Consider the following 4,617-nt stretch of genomic DNA (forward strand, 5'->3'; position numbering starts at 1 on the left):
ATAGTTCTCACAGATTTCACAGATTTTCACAGATGAATTTAAAGGAAAAAGGTAAAAGTAAAAGGCAAAAGGTAAAAGTTTAAAAGGGAAACTGGTTAGTTGTTTAAGGAGCAAATTTGCTGATTTGCGAATTTGCTGATGGCTGATGGCTGATTGCAGATAGCTGATGGCTGATGGCTGATAGCTGATAGCTGATGGCTTACAAAGTGAATTTTTCCCTCCGGTACAAAAGAGGCTGAAATATTCCCCTCCTCCGGAGGGGTGGCATCCGACGACAGGAGGATGACGGGGTGGTTTTTTGCGAATTTGCTGATTTGCGAATTTGCTGAATCGCTTGTTAATTGTTTAATCGGTTAGTTGTTTAGAAAAGTGAATTTGCTGATTTGCGAATTTGCTGATTGCTGGTTAATTGGTTAATCGGTTAATTGGTTAATTGTTTAGAAAGAGTGAGTATTGAGATCTGTTCTTGGTAGACGAAAAAATCCCGGGACATCTCCTTTAGGGTTGGGGTAAAACGGTTAATCGGTTAATTGTTTAGAAAGAGCGAATTTGCAAATTTGCAAATTTGCTGATAAAAGGTTTAATCGTTTAGCCAGAGTGAATTTTTCCCTCAGTACAAGAGAGGTTGAAATATTCCCCTCCTCCGGAGGGGTGGCATCCGACGAAGGAGGATGACGGGGTGGTTTTTGCTTAGTGACAAAAAACTTCGTTTGTCATTCCGTAGGAAGCTCAACGGTTAACGGCCATCTGAATGGCGAATTGATTACTCGATTAAGCGATTAATTGGTTAATCGTTTGGACAGAGTGATTTTGCTGATTTGCGAATTTGCTGATTTGCGAATTTGCTGATTAAAGGTTTAATCGGTTAATTGTTTAATCGGTTAGGGTTTAGCGTTTTACTTTCGTTTTATTATAAAGCTGATTTGCAAATTTGCGAATTTGCTTATTCGCTTATTAACTCATTTACTCTTCAATTCTTCCCAAACTTATTGTATAAGCTGTTCAGCATATTGGATATTTCTTCTAAATCTGCTCTCAGCCTGACATATACTTCTTCGCCTGTCCATTCCAGATCATGGGCAATAACGAGTAAACTGATTACTTCCATTGCTGACCCAAACGCAAGGGCTATAAATCTTGCTTTATCTTTTTCAGTGGGTCTCGAAATTCCTTCCGCAATGTTGGCGACAATACTTATTGAGGCTCTTCGTATTTGAGAAGTCATTCCGAATTTCTCTTCGGCGGGAAAACTTGCGGTCATCCGATACATTTCAGTGGTTAGTTTTCTTGACTTTTGCCACACCTCCAGTTTTTCAAAATAAAATAGTTTCATGGTTTAGTTATTTGTTAATTAATCTGCGAATTTGCAAATTTGCTTATTAGCTTTTTCGCTTTTTCGCTTATCAGCAAATTCGCTCATCATATTTTCATCCGGGAAAGCCACGATTTTTTATTAGAGCGGGATTCGGTGTAATAGCCGTAACCGTATTTGTTGCCGTAGCTGAGATGCATGTCCTGAACGTCGTTGAGGACGATGCCCATTTTTCCTTTGGCTTTGTCGTGCATCAGCTGGTCTGCAAACTCCAGCATTTCCTTGTCGGTATGTTCGGCACGCATCACGAAGAGGAGGAGGTCGGCATGCTCCATGAGGCTGTAGCTGTCGCTCACCATCATCACCGGTGCGGTATCGATGACGATATAATCGTACTGGGTTTTGAGCTCTTCCAGCATGGTGCCGAATTTCGGGCTGTCGAGCAGTTCGGTCGGGTTCGGCGGAATGGTACCGCTGTGCAGGATGTCCAGTTTTTCAGAAAACGGCGACACGGCGATCACCTGCTGCACCGGCATGGACACATCTGCCAGGAAATCGGACAATCCAATGCGTGTCACTTCCATGAAACGCTTCAGCTGCGGATTCCGGATGTCGGCCCCGATCAGGAGCACTTTGCGGTTCTGTGCCAGCGTGAGGGCGGTATTGATGCTGATCGTGGTTTTTCCCTCCCCTTTCACCGAGGAAGTGACGAGGATGACGGGCGCCTGACCCTGAGGCACTTTCTTCAGCATGAACTTCATGTTGGTGAACATGATGCGGAAAGCTTCAGCAAAAGAAGAGAAATCGTTGTATTGGATGAGGGCATCGCTGTCCTTTCCGGCATTGGGAATTTCACCCAGAATCACGGCATCAGGAATCGCCTGCCGGATCTGTTTGCGGTTGTGTACATAGGTATCGAGTGCAAAACGGGTATACAATATAGCACCGGGAACCAGTAATCCTAAAAGGAATGCGGCAAGATACACAATATTCTTTTTCGGCGCTACAGGCGCACCCTGAGTATAGGCCGGGTTCACCACTTTGGCTTTGGGAGCGGTGACGGCCATAGCAAGGGATGTTTCCTCTCTTTTCTGGAGAAGATAGAGGAAGAGGGCTTCCTTCAGGTTCTGCTGTCTTTCGATGTTTCTGAACATTCTTTCCTGCTGCGGAAAGCGGCTGAGGTCGCCGGAGGACTTGTTGATCTGCCCCTGGATCTGGCCAATGGCCTGCTGCAGGCCGGCTTTGGATTTTCGTAGATTGTCGCGGATCAGGTCGCGCATCGACGCGATGTCCTTGTTAAACTGCTGAATGGAAGGGTTGGCACCCGTGGCCTGCTTGGCCGTCCGGTTGCGGGTGATGACCAATTGATTGTACTCGTTGATGATGGGATCCAGCCCTGAAGGCATACCTACGTTGGTGGGCAGAAGTTGTTCATTGGACGAAGAGCTTGCTGCCTGAAGGACGGCATCCACCATTTCCAGCTGGGTACTGAGATCCATGAGTTTTTTGGTATTGTCGCTCGCATTCTGCAGGCTGAGTTGCGCCTGCGCCTGAAGATCGGCAATGCGGTTGGCTTCTTTGAAATTTTCTTTCTGGGATTCGATCCCCCCCAGTTCTTTGGTGATCAGATCCAGCCTCTCATCTACAAATTTCGCTGTGGCAACGGCTTCGGCATTCCGGTCGCGGATGCCTTCCGCATTGTACTGAGCCATGATCTCATTGAGAATGTCTTCGGAACGCACAGGATCGACCCCTACCCGTGAAAGCTCGAGGATGGAGGATTTCATTTGCGGAATCACTACGGTGATGGAAGCCTCTAAGCGGTCGGCGACGATCCTGGGATTGGTGACCACCATTTTCACCGGTTCGGTGAACGGAATGCCGGAAATGCGGTACAGGACAAAAGATCCGAAATCATCTTTTACCGGCGTACCGTAATAGCCGGAGATTTCTTTTTTACCCCCGCTGAGTTTAAAGGCATTGCCCTTCAACGGAGTAAGAGTATATTCTTTAGAACCGAAGTTTCTCGGATTATTCAATTCCAATACCGAACCTTTGACCGGCGCATCGACATACCAGTCCACTTCGCGGATGTTTCCTTCTTTCACCAGTTTGACGTCGAGGTTTAGTTTTTTTACCACATTGAGCATGAGGGGCTTGCTCTGGATGATAGAAATCTCATTGTCCACCTCATTGGTTCCGAAGCCTGAAGGCAGTGCCATGGCCTGCATATCGGAAAGACCGGTGAAATCTCCTTTTTTTCCTCCCGTGGTCGTCTGTACATAAAGGGAAGATTTGGATAGATACTGGGGAGTAGAATACCTCAGGTAAATATAAGCGATCGTAAGCGCCAGAAGGACGGTGCCCAGAAACCAGGGCCAGTAGCGCAGGTAGCGCTGAATCTGCCTTTTAAGATCGCCTGCATTTTTTTCCTGTGCCGGGGTTGAATCTAAATATTCCATGGAGTTTTTATCGGGTCAGGGTGATGATTAAAGTTGCGACACTGATGGCGATGCCTCCGATCTGGAAATACAGGTTCCGGTTGGGATCTACATTGGCAGACCGTTTTTTAATCTCATCGGGCTGCACATAAAGGACATCGTTCTGTCTTAGATAATAGTAGGGAGAAGACACCAGGTTTTTATCGGTGAAATCAAGAACATGGGTCTGCTCTACCCCGTCTTCATTGCGGATGAGAGTAACTTTGGTTCTTTCTGCGAAATCGGTCATGTCGCCTGCCAGGCCTATGGCCTGAAAGAGGGTAACCTTTTCAGTGGGGCTGGTATATTGCCCCGGCTGCTTCACCTCACCCAATACGGTCACGTTAAAATTCAGCTGGCGGATGGTGACGAGGGGGTCGGTAAGGTATTGCAACAACCGCTTTTCGAGGTCGGCCCGAAGCTGTTCCTTGGTCATTCCTTTCACGAAAATGGTTCCGATCACGGGAAACACAATATTTCCGTCTCTGTCCACCAGATACCCCTGCGGGGCAGTTTGCGCTGCCTGGTTGTTGATGGCGTTGCCGGAACTGGTGGCCATGTTCATGGAGTGTAAGTTGAAGGGACGGACGGCATATTCGTCGTAGGCGGTAACTTTGATATCGAGGAGGTCGCCTTCCTGAAGGCGGGAACCCTGATACACGGCCTGTTGTACCTGTTGCTCGTACTGCTGGCGCTGGTGTTCAAGATACACCATGTTTTCCTTAGGCTTGCATGAAAACAGGAGTAAAGCCGATGAAAAGGCTATAACAAAGAGTGAGATGTAGTGTTTCATAGTTAATTTGTGCAAATATAGAGAATTTATTT

At 46.9% G+C, this 4,617-nt stretch carries 3 protein-coding genes; all 3 read right to left on the reverse strand.

Going from position 1 to position 4,617, the window contains the following annotated elements; genetic code table 11:
* Positions 1 to 970: 970 nt before the first annotated feature.
* Positions 971 to 1,333 carry a four helix bundle protein gene (locus DQ356_RS11015; protein WP_114304552.1) on the reverse strand — a complete coding sequence of 121 codons (363 nt, stop codon included), beginning with the start codon at positions 1,331 to 1,333 and terminating at the stop codon, positions 971 to 973.
* Between the two features lie 86 nt (positions 1,334 to 1,419).
* Entirely contained in the window at positions 1,420 to 3,774 is a 2,355-nt protein-coding gene (locus DQ356_RS11020; RefSeq protein ID WP_114304553.1) for a GumC family protein, read from the reverse strand.
* Positions 3,775 to 3,781: 7 nt separating this feature from the next.
* Positions 3,782 to 4,617 (reverse strand): polysaccharide biosynthesis/export family protein (locus tag DQ356_RS11025; RefSeq protein ID WP_317048687.1); only part of this gene is annotated, 836 nt, incomplete at its 5' end.

The sequence above is a fragment of the Chryseobacterium lacus genome (genome assembly GCF_003336205.1).
In the GTDB taxonomy this organism is placed as follows: Bacteria; Bacteroidota; Bacteroidia; order Flavobacteriales; family Weeksellaceae; genus Chryseobacterium_A; species Chryseobacterium_A lacus.